Origin of the sequence: Brevundimonas staleyi (genome assembly GCF_041893865.1) — a bacterium.
Taxonomy (GTDB): Bacteria; Pseudomonadota; Alphaproteobacteria; order Caulobacterales; family Caulobacteraceae; genus Brevundimonas; species Brevundimonas staleyi.
The window spans coordinates 2,933,539-2,950,574 of record NZ_CP169082.1 but is presented as its reverse complement, the minus strand read 5'-3'; the positions used below and the strand labels follow the sequence as shown (position 1 = coordinate 2,950,574).

16 protein-coding genes are annotated in these 17,036 nt (G+C 68.0%); 8 read left to right on the top strand and 8 right to left on the bottom strand.

All coding sequences use genetic code 11. The features are described from left to right. Positions 1-85: 85 nt before the first annotated feature. The 4 genes from rfbC to rfbA are packed head-to-tail and all read left to right on the top strand — an operon-like array spanning position 86 to position 3,480. The gene (gene rfbC, locus ACETK8_RS14970; RefSeq protein WP_374036629.1) at positions 86-667 is read left to right on the top strand and encodes a dTDP-4-dehydrorhamnose 3,5-epimerase; all 582 of its coding nucleotides are present in this window, start codon (positions 86-88) and stop codon (positions 665-667) included. Then, positions 664-1,722 carry a dTDP-glucose 4,6-dehydratase gene (gene rfbB, locus ACETK8_RS14965; RefSeq protein WP_374036628.1) on the top strand — a complete coding sequence of 353 codons (1,059 nt, stop codon included), beginning with the start codon at positions 664-666 and terminating at the stop codon, positions 1,720-1,722. The genes rfbC and rfbB overlap by 4 nt, the downstream gene beginning before the upstream one ends. Continuing rightward, a complete protein-coding gene (rfbD, locus tag ACETK8_RS14960; protein WP_374036627.1) occupies positions 1,715-2,617 on the top strand; it encodes a dTDP-4-dehydrorhamnose reductase in 903 nt (300 codons plus the stop codon). Before rfbB ends, rfbD begins: the two co-directional genes overlap by 8 nt. Then, a complete protein-coding gene (gene rfbA, locus ACETK8_RS14955) occupies positions 2,614-3,480 on the top strand; it encodes a glucose-1-phosphate thymidylyltransferase RfbA (protein ID WP_374036626.1) in 867 nt (288 codons plus the stop codon). Before rfbD ends, rfbA begins: the two co-directional genes overlap by 4 nt. Positions 3,481-3,503: 23 nt before the next feature. On the opposite strand, the gene ACETK8_RS14950 is transcribed toward rfbA, so the two are convergent. From ACETK8_RS14950 to ACETK8_RS14930, 5 genes are all read right to left on the bottom strand, one after another. Then, entirely contained in the window at positions 3,504-5,141 is a 1,638-nt protein-coding gene (locus tag ACETK8_RS14950; protein ID WP_374036625.1) for a carboxylesterase/lipase family protein, read from the bottom strand. Beyond that, positions 5,138-6,478 (bottom strand): spinster family MFS transporter, encoded by a 1,341-nt coding sequence (locus ACETK8_RS14945; protein WP_374036624.1) that lies wholly within the window; start codon positions 6,476-6,478, stop codon positions 5,138-5,140. The genes ACETK8_RS14950 and ACETK8_RS14945 overlap by 4 nt, the downstream gene beginning before the upstream one ends. A gap of 57 nt (positions 6,479-6,535) precedes the next feature. Continuing rightward, the gene (locus ACETK8_RS14940; RefSeq protein ID WP_374039412.1) at positions 6,536-7,264 is read right to left on the bottom strand and encodes a TetR/AcrR family transcriptional regulator; all 729 of its coding nucleotides are present in this window, start codon (positions 7,262-7,264) and stop codon (positions 6,536-6,538) included. 46 nt (positions 7,265-7,310) lie between these two features. Then, positions 7,311-8,885: an AMP-binding protein gene (locus ACETK8_RS14935; RefSeq protein WP_374036623.1), complete on the bottom strand. Its 1,575-nt coding sequence runs from the start codon at positions 8,883-8,885 to the stop codon at positions 7,311-7,313. A gap of 94 nt (positions 8,886-8,979) precedes the next feature. Further along, entirely contained in the window at positions 8,980-11,151 is a 2,172-nt protein-coding gene (locus ACETK8_RS14930; protein WP_374036622.1) for a TonB-dependent receptor, read from the bottom strand. 188 nt (positions 11,152-11,339) lie between these two features. Here ACETK8_RS14930 and ACETK8_RS14925 point away from each other — a divergent pair, with 188 nt between their 5' ends. Further along, positions 11,340-12,221 carry an SDR family NAD(P)-dependent oxidoreductase gene (locus ACETK8_RS14925; protein WP_374036621.1) on the top strand — a complete coding sequence of 294 codons (882 nt, stop codon included), beginning with the start codon at positions 11,340-11,342 and terminating at the stop codon, positions 12,219-12,221. Positions 12,222-12,270: 49 nt separating this feature from the next. Here ACETK8_RS14925 and ACETK8_RS14920 read toward each other — a convergent pair whose 3' ends face one another. The 3 genes from ACETK8_RS14920 to ACETK8_RS14910 all read right to left on the bottom strand — a co-directional run bounded on the left by ACETK8_RS14920 (position 12,271) and on the right by ACETK8_RS14910 (position 14,760). Continuing rightward, entirely contained in the window at positions 12,271-12,753 is a 483-nt protein-coding gene (locus ACETK8_RS14920) for a hypothetical protein (RefSeq protein WP_374036620.1), read from the bottom strand. Positions 12,754-12,877: 124 nt separating this feature from the next. Then, entirely contained in the window at positions 12,878-13,459 is a 582-nt protein-coding gene (locus ACETK8_RS14915) for a polysaccharide biosynthesis/export family protein (protein WP_374036619.1), read from the bottom strand. 152 nt (positions 13,460-13,611) lie between these two features. Beyond that, complete coding sequence (locus tag ACETK8_RS14910; RefSeq protein WP_374036618.1) at positions 13,612-14,760, bottom strand: cell wall hydrolase; 1,149 nt, start codon at positions 14,758-14,760, stop codon at positions 13,612-13,614. A 179-nt stretch (positions 14,761-14,939) separates the two neighbouring features. Between ACETK8_RS14910 and ACETK8_RS14905 the strand changes: the two genes are divergently transcribed. The 3 genes from ACETK8_RS14905 to ACETK8_RS14895 all read left to right on the top strand — a co-directional run bounded on the left by ACETK8_RS14905 (position 14,940) and on the right by ACETK8_RS14895 (position 16,990). Continuing rightward, positions 14,940-15,110: a hypothetical protein gene (locus ACETK8_RS14905; RefSeq protein ID WP_374036617.1), complete on the top strand. Its 171-nt coding sequence runs from the start codon at positions 14,940-14,942 to the stop codon at positions 15,108-15,110. 234 nt (positions 15,111-15,344) lie between these two features. Further along, the gene (locus ACETK8_RS14900; RefSeq protein WP_374036616.1) at positions 15,345-16,253 is read left to right on the top strand and encodes a transglutaminase-like cysteine peptidase; all 909 of its coding nucleotides are present in this window, start codon (positions 15,345-15,347) and stop codon (positions 16,251-16,253) included. Positions 16,254-16,453: 200 nt separating this feature from the next. Continuing rightward, entirely contained in the window at positions 16,454-16,990 is a 537-nt protein-coding gene (locus tag ACETK8_RS14895) for a hypothetical protein (protein ID WP_374036615.1), read from the top strand. Positions 16,991-17,036: the final 46 nt, after the last annotated feature.

Here is a 17,036-nt window from a genome sequence, read left to right as displayed (position 1 = left end):
CGCTGACGACGTGCGAGCATCGGTCCTCGTGCGAGTATCGGTCGTGTAGGGGGAGGCCTAAGGGGTGGGCGATGTTGACCGGAGTTTGGACGCCTCATCCGGGGTGATGCTGCTTCGTCCGCGTCGCTTCGGCGATGAACGCGGCTGGCTCATGGAAACCTGGTCGGCGGCGCGGGCCGCCAGCCAGGGCATCGACGTCGATTTCGTCCAGGACAATCATTCCTACTCCGCCGCCGTCGGCACGGTGCGGGGCCTTCACTTCCAACGCCCGCCGCATGCGCAGGCCAAGCTGGTCCGTTGTCTGCGCGGCGCCGTCATGGACTATGCGGTCGACGTGCGCGCGGGATCGCCGACTTACGGCCAGTGGGTCTCGGCCGAGCTGAGCGCCGAGAACGGCCATCAGTTGTTCATCCCCGTCGGCTTCGCCCACGGCTTCGTGACGCTGCAGCCCGACACCGAGATCGCCTACAAATGCTCGGACCTCTACGCCCCCGACTGCGACGGGGGACTGGCCTGGGACGATGCGGACATCGGCATCGACTGGCTCCTGCCAGCGAGCGGGCCGGTGCTGTCGGACAAGGACCGCGCCCTGCCGGGCCTGGCCGCCTTCGTCAGCCCGTTCGCCTATGACGGCGGTCCGCTTCAGCCGCTGGGAGCGCCGGTATGAGGATCCTCGTCACGGGCGGGGCGGGCTTCATCGGCTCGGCCCTGGTGCGTCGCCTGATCGCGCATTCGGACCATGAGGTCCTGGTGTTCGACAAGCTGACCTATGCGGGTCTCCTGTCCTCGCTCGAGCCTGCGGCCGGCAGCGATCGCTATCGCTTCGTGCAGGCCGATATCTGCGACTCCGAGGCGGTGGCCCGCGCCTTGGGCGAGTTCAGACCGCAGGTGGTCGCCCATCTGGCGGCCGAGAGCCACGTCGACCGGTCGATCGACGGGCCCGGCGCCTTCATCGAGACCAATCTGGTCGGCACGTTCGTCATGCTGAACCAGGCGCTGGGCTACTGGCGGGGCCTGGGCGAGGCCGACAAGGCCGCCTTCCGCTTCCATCATATCTCGACCGACGAGGTCTTCGGCTCGCTGGGCGACGAGGGCTTCTTCACCGAGACCACCCCCTATGATCCGCGCTCGCCCTATTCGGCGTCGAAGGCCGGGTCGGATCACCTGGTGCGCGCCTGGGGGCACACCTATGGCCTGCCGGTCCTGGTGACCAACTGCTCCAACAACTACGGCCCCTATCACTTCCCCGAGAAGCTGATCCCGCTGATCATCATCCGCGCGCTGAACGGCGAGCCCTTGCCGGTCTATGGCGACGGGTCGAACGTGCGCGACTGGCTGTTCGTCGACGACCACGCCCGCGCGCTCCAGACCGTGTTCGAGGAGGGCGCGCCCGGCGAGACCTACAATGTCGGCGGCGCCTCCGAGCGCAAGAACATCGAGGTGGTGCGGGCCATCTGCGCCATCCTGGACCAGTTGCGGCCGCGCGCGGACGGCCAGTCCTATGCCGAACAGATCACCTTCGTGACCGACCGACCCGGCCACGACCATCGCTACGCCATCGACGCCTCCAGGATCCGCGACGATCTGGGATGGGAGCCGTCGGTGACCTTCGAGGAAGGTATCGCCCGGACCGTGGCCTGGTATCTGGAAAACCAGGGCTGGTGGCAGGACATTCTGGACGCGCGTCATGCGACCCAGCGTCTGGGCGTGGCCCATGGCTGAGCCGATCCACATCCTGGTCACCGGCGGGGCAGGGCAGGTGGGGCTGGAACTGCAGTCCATCGGTTGGCCGGAGGGCGTGGTCCTCCACGCGCCGACGCGCGCCGAACTGGATCTGGGCGATGCGGCCTCGATCCGGGCGGCCTTCGCCGCCGCCCCCTTCGCGGCCGTGATCAACGCCGGCGCCTACACCGCCGTGGACAGGGCCGAGGGCGAGGTCGCGATGGCCTTTGCGGCCAACGCCATGGGGCCGACCGTGCTGGCCGACCTGACGCGCGCGGCGGGCGTGCCCCTGGTCCAGGTCTCGACCGACTATGTGTTCGACGGCTCGAAGACCGAGCCCTATGTCGAGGAGGACCCGGTCGGGCCGCTCGGCGTCTATGGCGCCTCGAAGCTGGCGGGAGAGCTGGCGGTCCTGGCCGGCAATCCGCGCTCGGTCGTCATGCGCACCGCCTGGGTGCTGGGCGTGCATCGCGCCAACTTCCTGAAGACCATGCTGCGGCTGGCCGCCGAACGGCCGGTCTTGCGCGTCGTCGGCGACCAGCACGGCTGTCCGACGGGGGCGCGGGACATCGCCGCCGCCCTGAAGGTCATCACCCTGCGGATGATCGCCGACGCCGATGCGCCGACCGGCGTCTATCACTTCGTCAACGCCGGGGAGACGACCTGGGCCGGATTGGCCACCGAGATCATGGCCCGCAGCGCCGAGGCCGGCGGGCCGAGCGCGTCGGTCGAGGCCATCACGACCGCCGACTATCCGACGCCGGCGAAACGGCCGGCCAACTCGCGCCTGTCGACCGCCCGCCTTACCCGCGACTACGGGATCGCGCCTCGCCCCTGGCAGGACGTCGTGGCCGAGATCGTCGCCGAACTGAACGCCGAAAGGGCCGCCGCATGAAGGGGATCATCCTGGCCGGAGGATCGGGCACGCGCCTGCATCCGATGACGCTGGTGACGTCGAAGCAGCTGATGCCGGTCTACGACAAGCCGATGATCTACTATCCGCTGTCGACCCTGATGCTGGCCGGCATCCGGGAGGTGCTGATCATCTCCACCCCGCGCGACGTGCCGAACTTCCAGGCCCTGCTGGGCGACGGGTCGCAGTGGGGCATGGAGATCCAGTACGCGGTCCAGCCCAGCCCCGACGGCCTGGCCCAGGCCTATGTCATCGGCGCGGAGTTCGTCGGCGACAGCCCGTCGTCGCTGATCCTCGGCGACAACATCTACTATGGCCACGGCATCACCGACCTGTTGACCAGCGCCATAGCGCGGCCGGACGGGGCGACGGTCTTCGCCTATCACGTCAACGATCCGGAACGGTACGGGGTGGTCGCGTTCGACCAGACGATGCGGGCCCTGTCGATCGAGGAGAAGCCGGCCGTGCCGAAGTCGAACTGGGCGGTGACAGGTCTGTATTTCTACGACGCGGACGTGGTGCGGATCGCGCGCGACCTGAAGCCCTCCGCGCGCGGCGAGCTTGAGATCACCGACGTCAACCGCGCCTATCTCGACGCCGGCAAGCTGTCGGTCGAGATCATGGGCCGCGGCTACGCCTGGCTCGACACCGGCACGCCCGACAGCCTGATGGAGGCGGCCGAGTTCGTGCGCGTGCTGGAAAAGCGCCAGGGCCTCAAGATCGCCTGCCCGGAAGAGGTCGCCTATCGCCAGGGCTTCATCGACGCCGCGCAGCTGGAATCCTTGGCCACGAAACTGGGCCAGAGCGACTACGGCCGGTATCTCCGCAGGGTCGTGCAGGGGTAAGGCGGGATAGCTCCGGCAGCGCTCTAGCGTCCGGACCGCAGCACCGGCGAAGCGAGGCCCGTGTTCCAGTTCCAGGGTTGGTCGCCGGCTTCGCGACGCCGTTCGACGGCGGCTTCGTGTAGTTCGACCATGCCCGGCAGGAAGTCCGCGCCGGGCGATGGAACGGCCTCGAAGGCCATGAAGCGACCGTCGGCGTCGTAGGCAGGCCATTCGGGTTCATGGGCTGCGGCCGGTCGACCGTCTCGGACGAAGCTGGTCCAGTAGGCGACCATGGCGCCCGACAGGCGGCGCTCCTCGGCCGTGTCCGGTATGGCCGGCCAGCGAGGCGGCGTGCGGTTCAGCGTACCGAACATGTAGGGGAGTTCGGCGGCGTGGAAGGCGTGGAGGCCTGCGTCGTCGGCGGCCGGATAGCCGTGGTCGAACAGGTAGAGGTACGACGGCTGGCCGGCCTCGGTCTGGGAGCGGACGAGGCGTTCGGACGTCCAGCCGTAAAGGGCGTCGCGGCTGGCGGCCAGGATGCTCTCGCCCATGTCGGAGGACGGATAGAGGCGCAGGAACTCGTCGGCGAGGTCGCCGTATCGTTCGCGGATGATCCGTTCGTACTCGACGGCGCTGGCGGGGGCCGGTGGGGCGAGCATGCGTAAGGATCGGATCTCGCCGCTGTTGAAGCCCGCGAGGACCGGGACCTTCGCCTGTTCGCCGCGATCGAAGGTCTCCACGATCTGGTGGGGCAGGACAGCGCCATCGACGACGCCGAAGGTCGCGAAGCCGCTCATCGCGGCGCGGTCGGTCAGGGTCTGCGGGTCCATGCCGCGCAGAACGCGGAGGCTCGGCGTCTGGAGCGTGCGAGCCAGTGCGGCGCCGGCGCTTTCGGCGGACGGCGAGCCGTGGCGGGTCTCTGTGAGCTCCGGGGTGGAGATCATGTAGGCGCTCTGGGCGATGGCGCGGTCGAACAGGCCCCGCGCGATCGGGGAGGCCATCAGGTAGAGGACGCTGAGGCCCCCGGCGGACTCGCCCGCGATGGTGACGTTGTCCGGATCGCCGCCGAAGCTTTCGATGTTGCGTTTCACCCATTCCAGGGCTGCGACCTGATCCATCAGGCCGTAGTTGCCGGAGATATGGGCGGGGCTTTCGGCGCTGAGGTCGGGGTGGGCGAGCCAGCCGAGAACGCCGAGGCGGTAGTTGATCGAGACGACCACCACGCCTTCCTGCGCCAGGCGGGCGCCGTCGTAGAGGGTCTCCTTGCTGGAGCCGGTGACCAGGGCCCCGCCGTGGATCCAGACCATGACCGGCGCCTTGCCGGTGGTCGAGGGCGTCCAGACGTTGAGGGTCAGGCAGTCCTCGCTCGTCGCCCCGATGTCGGCCGAGTAGATGCTCTGGACGACCGGGGTGGGCTGGATGCAGGCGGCGCCGTAGTCGGTCGCATCGCGAACGCCGGTCCAGCGGGCGGGCGGGGCGGGCGGACGCCAGCGCATCTCTCCGACCGGCGGGGCGGCGTAGGGGATGCCCTTGAAGGTGGAGATGTCGCCGACGGCTTCGCCGCGGACCGATCCGGCGGGCGCCTCGACCACGGGGGCGGTCTGGGCCGAGGGGGCGGTGGCGCAGGCCATCAGGGCCGAGGCGGCGCAGGCCCCGGCCAGCAGGTGACGCAACCGGATCATCGGGCGGCCTCCGTCTTCAGGCGTCTGGCGATCACGCGGGACAGCCACAGGAACAGGGCGATGGCGACCAGATAGACCGGGATCAGGGTGTAGAGGGCGATCTGCAGCGAGTTCTCGGGATGGGTCGTGCGGAACCAGTCGCTGGCCGCACCGACGTAGGTCGGTCCCACGCCCATGCCGATGAAGTTCATGACCAGCAGCAGGAGGGCGCCGGACATGACGCGCTGGTTGGGGCGCACCTCTTCCTGAACCAGGGCCACCGAGGACGAGAGGTAGAAGTAGTTGAGGAAGTTCGGCCCGAGCATCAGCACCAGGGCCAGCGGCCAGGTCGGGGCCCAGACGAAGGCGATGTAGAACGGCAGGGCGATCGACAGGGAGATGGCCGGGAGGAGGGCGTAGGCCGTCTTCGAGCGCTTGGTGTGGCGGTCGATCAGATAGCCGGAGGCGAAGATGCCGCCGCCCATGCCGATGGCGACGACCAGCGCGTACCAGAGGGCGACGTCGTTCAGCTGCATCCCCTTCTCGCGCATCAGGAAGAGGACGGCGAAATTGCCGAGGCCGTAGGTGACGATCTGGGTCACGCCGCTGCCCAGCGATGCCAGAACGAGGACGGGGTTGGCGAAGAAGCTTTTGGCCGTGCCCCAGAAGGGGGCCTTGGCGGGCGTTGCCGGAGCGGGCGCCAGCGGGGCGTCGGTGGGGGCGACGGCGGACTGGTCCAGGCCGCCGCGCCGAGGCTCCTTGACCAAGAACGGGGTGATCAAGGCGACGACGATGCCGATCGCGCCGATGGCGATGAAGGCGTCACGCCAGCTGAAGGCGGCGGCGATCGAGGCGCCGAAGGCGATGCCCAGCGCCGCGCCGACGGGCGGTCCGAGGTTGTAGATGCCCAGCGCCATGCCGCGACGGCCCGGCGGGAAATAGTCGGTGATGATGGCATAGGAAGGCGGCACGCCCCCGGCCTCGCCGAAGGCGACGCTCATGCGCGAGGCGGCGAGCTGGCCGAAGTTTTTCGACAGGCCGAAGGCGACGGTGGCCGCGCTCCAGATGCCGCAGGCGATGGAGACGACCCAGACCCGGTTGGTGCGGTCCGCCAGCCAGCCGACCGGGATGGCGATGAAACAGTAGAAGAATGCGAAATAGAGACCGCCCAGCAGACCCAACTGGCCGTCGGTGATGTTCAGCGCGTCCTGGATCGGTTTGGCCAGGATCGACAGCAGCTGCCGGTCGAGGAAGTTCAGCACATAGATGAACCACAGGACGCCCAGGGCGACCCAGGCGTTGCGGCCCACCGAGCCGCCGGCGGGCGGTGCGGATGACGGGATCGTCGTCTCACTCATGGTCGTTTCCTCGGGATGCGGGACTTTCGCCCGTCTAGTTCTTGGTTTGGAGTTGGGTCATCCCGGCGCCTGTCTCTGTCGCTCGGCGGCGCGGTCGCGGCAGATGCCGATGAAGCCGTGGGCCATGAAGGCGGCCATCCGCTCCTTGATGGCGTCGAAGTCGTCGGACCGGCACTTGCCGCCCGACAGGTGGTCGATCCGGCCGGTGCGGGCCAGGCTGAGGGTCAGGGCGCCCGTGACGAAGTGGTAGCCCCAGAAGATGTCTTCCTCCGCCGCCTCGGGCATGGCCTGTTTCAACAGGCCGATCAGGCGCAGCACGACCGGGTCGTAGAGGCGGTCCATCACCTCGGCGCCCCAGGCGGGGGTGTTGTTGATCTGGGCCGACAGGGCCCCGAAATGCCGCCAGCCGTCGCCGCCCTTGGAATAGGTGTCGAAGTCCGTGTCGAGGAAGGCGCGCAGGGCGCCCTCGACCGTCGGCTTGCCCTTCGATGCGATCTCATAGGCGTCCAGCGCCTCCATCCGGCGTCCGCTGGTCACCGGCGCGCGACGGGCCATGACCTTGTCGAACACCTCCTGCTTGTCGGTGAAATAGTAGTGGATCAGCGACTTGTGGACCCCGACCTTCTCGGCGATGTCGCGGATCGAGACCCCGTAGAAGCCGTGCTTGGAGAACAGTTCCTCGGCCGCGTCGAGCAGTTGTTCCAGGCTCTCGGCGCGCTGTTCGGCCTTGCGGCGGGGCTTGCGGGGCGGGGTCGTCATGGCCTGAACCTCGGGGCGGTCCGGCATGCCCGTGCGGAGGAACGCCGACTCGGTAGTGGAGACGGCGGCCATTCTAGGCCCCTCCATAGGTGGCGCGAAGCTGGGTCTTGTTGATCTTGCCGGTGGCGGCCAGGGGCATGGTCTCGACGCGAACGATGTGGTCAGGGATCCACCAGTCGGCGACCAGTCCCTTCAGCGTCGCCTTCACGTCGGCCTCGTCGATGTCCTGACCGCGCACGGGCTCGATGACCATCAGCGGGCGCTCCCCCCATTTCGGATCGGCGCGACCGATGACGGCGACCAGGCCGACGGACGGCAGAGAGCCGACGATCTCCTCGATCTCGACCGGATTGATCCATTCTCCGCCGGACTTGATCAGGTCCTTGGACCGGCCTGCGAGCGTCAGGTTGCCGGCGTCGTCGAGACTGGCCAGGTCGCCGGTGTCGAACCAGCCGTCCGCGTCCACGGCCGGCGTCTCGGCGCCGAAATAGGCGTTCACGACGCTCTGGCCCCGGACCTTCAGATGGCCCACGGTGTTGCGCTGATCCGGCAGGGCGACGTTGTCGGCGTCGGTCAGACGCAGATCCAGCCCCATGGGCGGGCGGCCAGATCCGCGCGCGGCGCCGGGCTTGTTGCTGCGAGGCGAGACGGCGCCCAGAGGTGACAACTCGGTCATGCCCCAGCTGGTCTGGACCGTCGCGCCCAGACGTTCCTCCATGCGGCGCAGCAGGCTGTCGGGACAGCTGGAGCCGCCGATGATGATGCGTTGCAGGCTGGGGGTCTCGCCGCCGGCCGCATCCAGATGGTCGAGCAGGCCGAGCCAGACGGTCGGCACTCCGACGGCGACGGTGACCATGTGGTCGGTGATCAGGCGGGCCAGGCTGGCGCCATCCGTGGCGCGGCCGGGCAGGATCAGATCGGCGCCGACGGCGGGAGCGGCGAACGGCAAGCCCCAGGCGTTGGCGTGGAACATGGGCACGGCCACCAGGACCCCGTCGTCGGCGGTCAGGGCGAAGGCGTCGGCCTGTAGCCCGCGGATGGTGTGCAGATAGTTGGAGCGGTGGGTGTAGGCGACGCCCTTGGGCGCCCCCGTCGTCCCGGAGGTGAAGCAGAGGCCGGCCAGAGACCGCTCATCAAATCGACCCCATTCTGCGGGGCGGCCCCGGGCGTCGAGCAGGGCCTCCAGATCGGAGACGTCGGCCCGGCCCGGCTCGGCGGTCTCGCCGTCCAGCAGGATCAACCGCTCCAGGCAGGGGCAGGCCGCCATCAGGGCCTCGGCCACGTCGCGCAGCCCGGCGCCGACCGCCAGGACGCGGTCGTTCGCCTGGATCACCATGGCCGTCATGTGGGCCAGGGTCAGGCGCGGGTTCAGGGTGTGGCAGACGATGCCGACGCCCATGGCGGCGTACCAGACCTCGACATGGTGGCGCGTGTTCCAGGCGAGGGTCGCGATCTTGTCGCCGGGCTTCAGCCCCAGATCGAGCAGGGCGCCGGACAGCCGGTTGGCCCGGTCGCGAAGGGCGGCGTAGCCCAGGCTGTCGCCGCCCGCCGTGACCACCCGCGCGTCGCCGTGCCATTTCGCCCCGTGATCGAGGAAGCGATCGACGGTCAGGCCATAGTCCTGCATCGGATCGAGAGAGGCGGTCATCCTTGAGGGAAGGTCCATGCGGTTACAGAGGGCCGGGGAACCGGCCGAAGAAAGATGAGGCGGCGCGGCCGAGGCCCCGCCGCCTCCAGTCGGCTCAGAAGGTCCGGGTCACGTTCACGCCGAACTGACGCGGCGGTCCGGCGTAGCGGAGGCCTGCGTTGATTGCGGCGATGTAGGTCTGGTCGGTGGCGTTGTGCATGTAGGCCGAGGCCGTCCAGTTGTCGGTCTTGTAGGCCAGCAGCAGATTGACCAGGTTCCTGGCCTCCAGCTGATCGCCCAGGGCCGTGTTGTTGAAGATGGTCGTGAAGGACTCCCCGATGTGGGCGTAGTCGATGCGCGGCGACAGGGTCGCGCCGTTCGGCATGGCGAAGTCGTACTGGACCCCGACGTTGAAGGTCAGCTCCGGCGCATAGCTCTGGCTGTTGCCAGTCAGGTTCTGGCAATTCGCGCTGGTCGGACCGGTGTTGGCGTTGCAAAGGCCGGTGCGGGTCAGGCGCGGATCGGCGGCGAAGAAGGTGCCCAGTTCCGACTTGGAAATGGCCGCCCCCATGTCCACGGTCCACTCCGCCATGCGCAGCTGGGCCGAGGCCTCGATGCCCATCAGGACGGTCTCGTCCTGGACGTTCATGATCGAGGAGAACAGCGGATACTCCGGATCGCCGATGGCGACCTGGAAGCCCTTGTAGGTCATGTGATAGGCGCCGAGTTGGGTCCGTAGCTGGCCGTTCAGCATCGTCGACTTCCAGCCGATCTCGTAGTCGGTGACGTCCTCCGGACCGAAGCTGCGCGGCGGCACGTAGAAGTTCGGCGCGTTCAACCCGCCCATCTTGAAGCCCGTCGCTACGAAGCCGTAGACGAAGTTGTTGTCGTCCACCTTGTAGTTGATGCTCAGCTTGCCGGTGGTCTTCTCGGCGGTCACTTCCGAGTTCTGCAGCAGGGTCAGGCCGAAAGCGGGATAGGTCGTGTAGACGTTCTCGTTCCGCGAGGTGCTTTCCGACCAGCGGGCGCCCAGCTGGATCTGCAGGCGGTCCGAGACGTCGTAGCTGAGCTGGCCGAAGACGGCCTTGGTCTCCTTGGGGGTCTCGCCGAAGATGTAGTAGTCGACCACGCCTTCGGGGAAGCCGACGTGATAAGCGCCCTGCGGGAAGGTGGTGACGGGGAAGGTGACATTGTCCTGCTGCCAGAAGGCGCCGAGCAGCCAGGTCAGGCGCTGGTCGTCCGGCGAGACGATGTTGAACTCCTGCGACCAGACATCCTCCTCGACGCGGTCGTAGAAGGTGTTGTTGAGCGCGCTGGTGCCATCCAGGTCGGTCGAGAACTCGCTGATCCCGTCCTGGTATCCCGTGATCGACCGCAGGGTGATGCCGTTATCCAGCACATAGCTGACGTTCAGCGAGACGCGCGCGGTCTCGTCGCGGCCGGAGTGGGGACCGTTGGCGGTGATCTTGAACGGATCGTTGGTGGCGCGGGCCGGGTCGGCCGGGTAGCCGCCAAAGTCGAGGTCGTTGTAGTCGCCCTTCAGCAGGACCCGCAGGGCCGGGGTCGGCGTCCACAGGAAGCTGGCGCGGGCGCTGTTCATGGTCACGTCGCCGGGCTGGCCGCGATAGGGCCCGGAAATGTCGTGGAAGCTGGAGCGGATCTCGCTGTTCACCGCGAAGCGGGCGGCCAGGGTCTCCGACAGGGGGATGTTGGCCGCGCCCTGCCATTTCAGATTGTCGTAGTTGCCGACCTGACCCATCAGGTAGCCGTTGATGCCGGTGAAGTCCGGGTTCTTCGAGTTGATGAAGACCGCGCCGCCCGTGGCGTTGGTGCCGGCGAAGGTGCCCTGGGGCCCGCGCAGCAACTCCACGCTGCCGATGTCGTAATAGGGCTCGGTCTGGAAGTAGCCGGGGAAGACCGGCACGCCGTCGCGATAGGTGGTCACGCCCACGCCGATGGCGGTGGTGGGCTCGGACTTGCCGATGCCGCGGACGTTGAAATAGTTGCCCTGGCCGAAGTTCTGGACGGTGGTCGAGGGGGCGACGAACTGGAGCTGTTCCAGGGAGAAGACGCCGCGGTCATCCAGGCTTTCGCCCGACAGGACGGTGGCGGCGACGGCGGTTTCCTGCAGGTTGGTCGTACGACGCTCGGCCGTGACCAGAACCTCGCCGACCGTGGTCGCTTCCTGATCGTCGGCCTGCTGCGACGGGGCCTGAGATTGCGCCTGGGCCGAACCCGCCCAGAGCAGGGCGACGGCGGATGTGGTGAGCCAGAGCTTGCGCCCCATGGTCTTCCTCCCTTGATGTTTCCTCTGACGCTCTGGCGGCGTCATGCCCTGACGGTCTCATCGATTCCGGTCCGCGTCAATCCTAACCGGTCGGCTAGTGAATATTGACCTTTCGGTGAGGATGCGCACTGTTGCGCTCACCCAAACGGGACAGGCGGCGAGGTCCGCGACAGGCGAGGATGACCATCATGACCATCGATCTCACCGGCCGCGTGGCCATCGTCACAGGCGCCGGCGGCGGTCTGGGCCGCAGCCATGCGTTGGCCCTTGCGGCGCGGGGCGCATGGGTCGTGGTCAACGACCTGCATCCTGAATCCTGCGAGTCCGTGGTCGGAGAGATCGTCGCGGCCGGCGGCGTCGCCCTGGCCTGGCCCTGCAATGTGACCGACCGCGCCGGCGTCTTCGCCATGGTCGAGGGGGTTATGGCGCGCTGGGGCCGGATCGACATCCTGGTCAACAACGCCGGCATCCTGCGCGACCGCACCTTCGCCAAGATGGATCTGGACGATTTCGAGCTGGTGGTGAACGTCCACCTGATGGGCTCGGTCAACCTGACCAAGGCCGCCTGGCCGCACATGTGCGAGCAGGGCTACGGTCGGGTGATCTTCACCACCTCATCGTCCGGCCTCTACGGCAACTTCGGCCAGTCGAACTACGGCGCGGCCAAGATGGCCCTGGTCGGCCTGATGCAGACCCTGGCGCTGGAGGGCCGCAAGTTCGATATCCGCGTCAACTGTCTCGCGCCCAGCGCCGCGACCCGGATGACCGAGGGGCTCTATTCCGAGGACGACCTGAAGGGTCTGTCGACCGATCTGGTCAGCCCGGGCGTCGTCGCCCTGGCCAGCGAAAACGCGCCGACGCGGACGATCCTGCTGGCCGGCGCCGGCGCCTTCGAACAGGCGCATGTGACGATGACGCAGGGCGTCTTCATCGGCGATCGACCGGATGCCGCCGACCAGATCGAAGCCAACTGGTCGAAAATCGGAGATGGGGCCGAGGCCTTGGTCCCCGACAGCGGCTCGGCCCAGTACGGTCACGAAGTGGCCCGCTCGCTCGCCTACCCCGCCTGAACCGACAGGAGGGCGGGGTGGTCGCCGTTCGCGGGCGGCCCGGCCTTCGTCAGCGCGCGCGTGCGGTCGCGACGTCCGGGGAAATGGGCCGGGCGACTGTCTCCTGCGGGGGCCGGATCGAACTGGCCTGACGACGATCCGCCGTGCGCAGCTCCGCGAAGGTCACGTCCGGCGAGGTCCTGGCATGGCGGCGCAACTGCTCGACCCATCCCGGAACGAGGGCCGCCAGGATGCCGACGCCGTCCCCGGTCAGGTCCATGAGGGACATGCTGCGTCCCGTCATCCCCTGCGCCACCTCGATCAGAACGCCGAAGGCCAGGGCCGCCAGGGCCAGGTCCGTCCGCCGCCATGTCGGCGCGATCGCGAACAGACCCAGGGTCGCCCCGAAGAAGATCAGGGCATGGGCTTCCTTGTCGGCGACATGGAAGACGTCGAGCAGATAGGTGAAGGGGCCGAGGAACAGGATCGTCAAGCCGATCGCCGCGAACACGGCGGCCACGCGCAGAATGGCGACAAGTCGGCTGGGGGTCACAGGTCAACTCCGGGAAGACGACCCTGAGTAGCGCTGGAACCTCCAAGACGCGGTGAAGCGAGATGGTTTGCGAACCGTGACCACCCCGCCCATCCGGGGCCGCGTTCGTTACCTGCGTTGGCGACTAGAAGAGGCGTTCGCGGATGCGGATGGTGTCGCCCGGAGCGACCCGCGTCGAGGTCGTCAGGGGAAACTCCTCCTCGGCGTCTCCATTGGCGCGCTTGATGTAAACGCGGCGATTGTCGGCCCGGTAGGTGAAGCCCCCGGCCGTGGCGACCGCGTTCAGGACCGTGAGGCTGTTGGTGTAGGGATACTCGCCGGGGGTGTTCACCTCGCCCAGGATGTAGAAGGGCCGGTAGTTCAGGACCTCCGCGCTGACGCGTGGATTGGTGATGAAGCCGTCACGCAGCGCTGCGGCGACCTCCTCTTGGAACTCGCCGATGGTCAGGCCCGTCGCCTGGGTCTCGCCGATCAGGGGCAGGGAGATCTTGCCGTTGCCGCCCACCAGGAACTCGCCGGTCAGGGCCGCCTCCCCGAAGACGGTGACCCGCACCTTGTCGGCGGTCCCCAGACGATACTCCTCGATGACGCGCGTATCGGCCGCGCCGCCCTCAGGCGTGCCGGAGGCCATCACCCCCTGAGCGCAGGACGTCATGAAGGTCGCCAGCACCAGCGCGGCGAGCGCCGTGAGAAGAACGCGCAACATCATTCACTCCATCAACTCTATCCACGCGCATACCGCAGCGCAGTTCTTACCGCTAGCACATCAACGTTACGGCGCTGAAGTTGCAAGGGGTGTGGCGTTTCGCGTCTGCGTGACGACCCGGTTTGCCCTGCCTCCCGGCCCCCAAGATTGTGTCACCAGCCGGACGGGGCGGCGATCCGTTGACGTTGGCGCTGTTGCGGGGCGGTCGGGCTGACCAGGGGGTCGGCCATGATCGGCGTGTTGCGCTCGATATGGCGGGCGACCGCGACCGGGGCCGAGGCCTCGACGGCCTCTTCGACATGCGTTTCGGCCGCGTCCGCGCCCGACGGCGCCACGATCGCCATCACAGGAGCCGCCGGCCCGATCGGCGCTTCCAGCCGCACGTCCAGAAGGTCCGGCATGGCCAGCACCTCGGCGGGCGTCTCCACGGCCAGGGTCGCATAGGGCAGCATCTTGGGAACGACCGGCTCGACCCCGGCATAGACGCCGGTGAAGGCCGTCGGCAGGCCCCAGGCGCCGTTCCAGCGATAGAAGATGTGCGTGCCGATCTGGACGATCTTCGACAGGCGGGGGGCCCAGTAGGGCGCGACCCAGTCGGTGTGATAGTGGGTGGCCGTGCCGACGGCCGCGACGACCGTGCCGTTCAGGGCGGACTGGGCCACCTGGCGAGCGCGTTCCCAGGCGGCGGGCGACGGCACCCGCGCCATGGCTCCGTCACAGGTGAAGCTGAACTGGCAGCCGGTGGTTCGCTCCGAGCCCTGGAAGACGACGCCGCAGACGCTGCGCGGATAGGCCGGGTGGCGGGCGCGATTCAGCACGACCTGGGCGACGGCGGCCTGGCCCTGAGGGGTTTCGGACGCGGCCTCGTAGTAGACGGCGGCGGTCAGGCAATCGAGCGCCCGGCTGTAGGCCTCGATGTCGGTCGGAGAGGCGATGAGCGAGCCCATGGGCCGGATCGGCGCCGTGGAGAAGGGCAGGGCGGCGTTCCAGACGCGCGCGGCGGCATAGTCCATGTCCTGCAGGGCTTCCGGCGAAAGCGTGAAGTCCGCCAGATCGGCGTCCGGCCCCAGAGCCTGGATTTGCGCCGCAGGCGCGCGTTCGGCGACCAGCGCGGGCGGCGCGGCGTTCAGGCGAGGCAGAATGAACGAGGCGGCCACGCCGGCGAGCGCGAGCACGGACAGGACGGCGACAATCGTCCATCCGCCGACCTCCGACGTCGCCCAGGCGCGAATGGACGCGACGACCCTCTGGACCAACGACGGGCGCGCTTCGGCCTCGATCGAATACTTGTCAAAAGACATTACGCCGCCCGGCCCCGACTTGCTGCACTGCACGCCTATCACGAATAGCGCCGGGAACCCAATCTCCCACAACTCTGAGGCTAGCCGTCCGCGCCTCGCCGCGAACGAAAGCCGGATTGGTGAGTTGTTAACCGCGCCGCTACACGGTTTGCTGAGGGTCCATGGCGCAGTATCCCATTATGACGACCGCGCACCCGGAACCGACCTATGCCGCGACCGCTCCGGCGGCGAAGGCGCTGCGACCCGGCGCCCGCGCCGGTGCCCGTCTTCTGGGCTACGCCCTTGCGGGCGGATTTTCGCTGATCGTCTGGATCGCGCTTCTGGCGATGATCATCCGCCTGCAGGCGTGACAGACCAGGCAGGCGCGAGCGCCTGTCTCCACCCCAATGAACATGTGAGCGGACGGTCGATGGCCTCGATCGCGCAATGCTGCGCGCGTAATGCTGACAGCACTTCTCTTGGTAAATGGCGCATTCATCAATAACGTCGCGTACACCAAGGCCATATACTCATTCATTACTATAGTCATAATCCGAATATTAGATCGGCCCTGACAGTATTCGCCTCGAAACACGAGGCGGATCATGAAGAAGATCTACAGCCTGGCGATCCCGGCGATCGTCGCAGGCATTGCGATGACAGCGGGCGCAGCCCAGGCTTCCGATGGCGTCCGGATGCCTCTCGGCCAGTCCACGGTCGCACCGGTCGGGTTCTCCACCCTTTGCGAGACCTATCCCCAGGAGTGCGCCGGCCCCAACGCCTCGCCGCAGACGCTGGAGGTCATCCGCTCGTGGGCCAGCCGCGAACGATGGGCCGCCGTCTTCGCCGAGGCGGGCATGAGCATCGCTCCGACCCAGCCTGCGGACATCTATGGCTCGGACAAGCCCGAGCGATCCAAGCCGGTCATGGATGCGCACGCGGTCCGTCTCCTTAAGGACGAGGCGCGCAAGGCGTCCTCCCGTCCCGATGTCGCGATGAAGGCCGGCGCGCCCGCGCCCGTTCGTTCGGCGCCGCGGCCCATGCTGGTCCGCGACCGTGTTCTGCCCCTGCCGCCCCGTCTCACCCCTCCGCCGCCTCGCATGCCGGAGATGCGGAGCGGCGGGGCGACCTCTGCCCTGACCATGCGGGACCTGCAGTCGGTCAATACCCGCCTGAACCGCACAATCCGCAGTTCGACGGACCTGGAGACCTTCGGCGAGGCGGACGTCTGGAACAGGCCTGTCGGCGAGAACCCGCGCGGCGACTGCGAGGACTACGTGCTGGCCAAGCGCCGGGCCCTGCTCGACCTGGGCGCCGATCCGGCCCTGATGTCGATCGCCATCGTCCGCACGCGGGGGGGCGAGGTGCACGCCGTGCTTCTGGTGGACATGGATGGCGACGAACTCGTCCTCGACAATCTGAGCCCTCGGGTCCTGCGCTGGGATCAGGCGCCCTACACCTGGATTCAGCGCCAGGCGCCGCGCTCGCCCCTGACCTGGGTCAGCGCGAGCTGATCGTCGGTGGTCGAACCTGGGGCGTGACCGGTCGGCAGTATTAAGCTCTCAGGGCGTGTTTCGCCGGCCTGATCTGGCGACCTGCCGATGAGGTGGCCTATCGCTGCGTGCTTTGTGCGCCGCAGCAAGGGCGGGGTGGGAACAACCTTCTTGTGGCGAATGCCGCCTCATGGCCTATGAGGGCCGGGAGAGGGGGCGTCATGGCGAAACTGACGATCGGCGTCGGCCGGATTGCGCAAGGGTTGGCGACCGTGGCGCTTGCGTCCTCATTGGCCGCGGCCGTGGCCCTGTCCTGGCCCCAGACCGACTTCGCCCTCATGACCAGTCTCGCTGGCGTTCACGACGCGCGCGCCCAGGCCTTCGCCCTTCAGGCCGTCGAGGATGTCTCCGCGCGGGATGCGGCCGGGGAGGCCACGGTCGCATCCCTCAGGCAGACGCCCGGCAGGGCGACGAGTTGGCTTCGGCTCGCCTATCTCGACAGTCTCGACCCCGGTGGCATGGGCGAAGCCGGCAACCGCGCGTTGGCGACCTCCTATGTGGTCGCGCCCTATGGGCCCGACGACACGCGCTGGCGGATGGCCTTCGTTTTCAACCACTGGGACAAGTTGTCGCACGAGAACAAGTTGTCGGCCCTGGACGAACTTCGGGTGGCGCGCGCGCGCATCGATGTCCGGGCGTTGAAGGCCGCCGTGACCAACAAGGACGGGCGGATCGCCCTGGCGGTCATGACGATGTAACTCGGCCGAACGGCCGTCGTGACGATGTAACTCGGCCGAACGGCCG

Coding starts and splice junctions, on each gene's coding strand:
- rfbB (WP_374036628.1), top strand. CDS start 664: ATGAGGATCCTCGTCACGGGCGGGGCGGGCTTCATCGGCTCGGCCCTG.
- rfbD (WP_374036627.1), top strand. CDS start 1,715: ATGGCTGAGCCGATCCACATCCTGGTCACCGGCGGGGCAGGGCAGGTG.
- rfbA (WP_374036626.1), top strand. CDS start 2,614: ATGAAGGGGATCATCCTGGCCGGAGGATCGGGCACGCGCCTGCATCCG.
- ACETK8_RS14950 (WP_374036625.1), bottom strand. CDS start 5,141: ATGATCCGGTTGCGTCACCTGCTGGCCGGGGCCTGCGCCGCCTCGGCC.
- ACETK8_RS14945 (WP_374036624.1), bottom strand. CDS start 6,478: ATGAGTGAGACGACGATCCCGTCATCCGCACCGCCCGCCGGCGGCTCG.
- ACETK8_RS14940 (WP_374039412.1), bottom strand. CDS start 7,264: ATGCCGGACCGCCCCGAGGTTCAGGCCATGACGACCCCGCCCCGCAAG.
- ACETK8_RS14935 (WP_374036623.1), bottom strand. CDS start 8,885: ATGACCGCCTCTCTCGATCCGATGCAGGACTATGGCCTGACCGTCGAT.
- ACETK8_RS14930 (WP_374036622.1), bottom strand. CDS start 11,151: ATGGGGCGCAAGCTCTGGCTCACCACATCCGCCGTCGCCCTGCTCTGG.
- ACETK8_RS14925 (WP_374036621.1), top strand. CDS start 11,340: ATGACCATCGATCTCACCGGCCGCGTGGCCATCGTCACAGGCGCCGGC.
- ACETK8_RS14915 (WP_374036619.1), bottom strand. CDS start 13,459: ATGTTGCGCGTTCTTCTCACGGCGCTCGCCGCGCTGGTGCTGGCGACC.
- ACETK8_RS14910 (WP_374036618.1), bottom strand. CDS start 14,760: ATGTCTTTTGACAAGTATTCGATCGAGGCCGAAGCGCGCCCGTCGTTG.
- ACETK8_RS14905 (WP_374036617.1), top strand. CDS start 14,940: ATGACGACCGCGCACCCGGAACCGACCTATGCCGCGACCGCTCCGGCG.
- ACETK8_RS14900 (WP_374036616.1), top strand. CDS start 15,345: ATGAAGAAGATCTACAGCCTGGCGATCCCGGCGATCGTCGCAGGCATT.
- ACETK8_RS14895 (WP_374036615.1), top strand. CDS start 16,454: ATGGCGAAACTGACGATCGGCGTCGGCCGGATTGCGCAAGGGTTGGCG.